This window comes from Rhodococcus sp. EPR-157 (assembly GCF_001647195.1).
In the GTDB taxonomy this organism is placed as follows: Bacteria; Actinomycetota; Actinomycetes; order Mycobacteriales; family Mycobacteriaceae; genus Rhodococcoides.
Map to the genome: position 1 here is coordinate 1 of NZ_LVCV01000201.1, position 2,260 is coordinate 2,260.

The 2,260-nt window shown below is 60.5% G+C and carries 4 protein-coding genes; 2 read left to right on the forward strand and 2 right to left on the reverse strand.

Annotated features, from left to right (window positions below):
* The coding region (locus A2J03_RS09415) for a DUF2071 domain-containing protein (protein WP_231912459.1) at positions 1 to 252 on the reverse strand (252 nt) is incomplete at its 3' end.
* A 340-nt stretch (positions 253 to 592) separates the two neighbouring features.
* Between A2J03_RS09415 and A2J03_RS09420 the strand changes: the two genes are divergently transcribed.
* Positions 593 to 865 (forward strand): hypothetical protein, encoded by a 273-nt coding sequence (locus A2J03_RS09420; protein ID WP_231912460.1) that lies wholly within the window; start codon positions 593 to 595, stop codon positions 863 to 865.
* Between the two features lie 50 nt (positions 866 to 915).
* On the opposite strand, the gene A2J03_RS31610 is transcribed toward A2J03_RS09420, so the two are convergent.
* Positions 916 to 1,296 (reverse strand): transposase, encoded by a 381-nt coding sequence (locus A2J03_RS31610; RefSeq protein ID WP_082897725.1) that lies wholly within the window; start codon positions 1,294 to 1,296, stop codon positions 916 to 918.
* A 199-nt stretch (positions 1,297 to 1,495) separates the two neighbouring features.
* On the opposite strand from A2J03_RS31610, the gene rfbA reads away from it, so the two are divergent.
* The coding region (gene rfbA, locus A2J03_RS09435) for a glucose-1-phosphate thymidylyltransferase RfbA (RefSeq protein WP_068372607.1) at positions 1,496 to 2,260 on the forward strand (765 nt) is incomplete at its 3' end.

Here is a 2,260-nt window from a genome sequence, read left to right on the forward strand (position 1 = left end):
AAACGTGCCCAGATAGGGGACGGGACGCCGGTACCCCAACCCCGCACCCACCATGTGAAACCCGATCAGGCCAACCCACGACGAACCGTCGAACTCGTCGGGGACACACCCACGAGGCAGGAGCGGAGCGACAAGGTCACTGGGGACGCGCCAATGCAGGAACACGAGCCGTTCCCAGTGTTGGTCCATCAGAATCGGGCGCGGCAGAAGAGGAGGCCTCGGCCAGAGTCGTCGTCCACCATCGCGGTCCACACCACCCACAGTAGGCGTGGTTCTCAGTTGGTCGTCAACGCCGAACATCACAACGCTCACCAACGTCGGAATGCCAGCAGTCGGCCCATCCTGGAGCAAAACCAGTACTCGGTCACCGTCTCGGAGGGCTTGCGGACTCACGTCGCTGATGTACAGAACGGGATCCAGGCTTGTGGCTTTCGGAGACGTACTTGAATATCCGATTGCAGTCCTCCAGTGGGCGCCGCGACGCAAACTGAAGCCAAAATGAGGGTCCCGAGAATCACCGGCGTCGCCATGCCGGGAATTTGAACTGCCAGTCCGACAGCAGCTATGAGCTCGGTTGTCTTCATTGCCTGCGATGGGAACCGAGGCAATCCCGGTGCTGTTCGATCAGTTCTACCTCGATCCTCCCTTGCCTCCGATCAACAGCTTTGCAGTGGGAAATGCGTTGCTGCAGCTTGCTGTCCCGTCGGATTGCGACCGGATGGCTGCGGTCGCGGCGGACCGGACATTGGGCTCGGGTCGGGCGGCGATTCTGGAGTGGCTGATCAAGCAGGGACGCCCCGATGGTCTCGACATCGTCGTCGGTGAGGTCGAGGATCCATCCGTCCGCGCGCTGGGCATCAAGTAAATCCGTCAGTACAAGCCTCTGCCTTCCGGCCTGCGGCCCAAAATCGAGCCTTACGCGGATGATCCGGATAGCGAAGTCCGCAAGCAGGTCAAGCTGACATTGGCGAAGCTTCCGGGATAGCTCAGAGTCCCTGATTCTGTTGCGCTCGCTCGTTGACTTGCTGGCGAGCGGAAAGTCTCTCGCGGTGAACGAAGTCGACACCGGCGCCAGTCTCGCTTGCCTGCGAACATTTGCGAGGTCCTGGTCCACAACGCACCTGTGATGATCGATCGGCGATCAAACCGTATCCGACGGGCCGAGTTGTCGACGTTCCGGAACCCGCACGCAGATCGTTTCACCTGTTTGACCAATCGGTTGTATCCCTCCGTCTTGGCGTTGGTGATTCCGGTGGTGATGAACGCGTTGATCTCCGACCACCACGTGTCGACCACCTGACTTGGCTCAAATTAGTGTCCACGTCGGATCGCGTCCAGTGTTTCGCGCAGGTCCTCAGGTAGCGGGTCTGCTGCAGTGATGGTTTGTTGGCCGACTGAGATAGTGATGGTTCGGTAGCGGCGAGCGGTGGTGACGAACTCTTTGATCGACCATTCCGTGCGGCATGGCAGTCTGTTGTCTGGGAGACTGCCATGTATGCGGGGAATCATTTTGGCGGGCGGTACCGGGTCGCGTCTTCATCCGATCACGATGGGAATCAGCAAGCAGCTTGTTCCGGTCTACGACAAACCGATGATCTACTACCCGCTCTCGACGCTGATTCTGGCGAACATCCGCGACATCTTGATCATCACCACCGCGCAAGACTCCGAGCAGTTCCAGCGTCTGCTCGGTGACGGCTCGCAGTTCGGCATCAACCTCACCTACAAGGTCCAGCACACCCCGAACGGTCTCGCGCAAGCATTCGTCCTCGGTGCCGACCACATCGGGACCGAGGGTGCTGCTCTGGTGCTCGGTGACAACATCTTCTACGGCCCAGGGCTGGGCTCGCAGCTGGGTAGATTCGAGGCGATCGAGGGCGGCGCGATCTTCGCCTACGAGGTCAAGGACCCCAGCGCGTACGGCGTCATCGAATTCGACGCCTCCGGTCGAGCGATCTCGCTGGAGGAGAAGCCGAAGGACCCCAAGTCCAATTACTCTGTGCCGGGTCTGTACTTCTACGACAACGATGTCCTGGCCATCGCCCGTGATCTGAAGCCATCGGCGCGGGGGGAATACGAGATCACCGACGTCAACCGGCACTATCTCGATGCGGGCCGGTTGGCGGTGCAGGTGCTGCCGCGCGGGACTGCGTGGCTCGATACCGGCACCTTCGATTCGTTGCTCGATGCCTCCAACTATGTGCGCACCATCGAGCAGCGTCAGGGTCTCAAGATCGGGGCGCCGGAGGAAGTGTCGTGG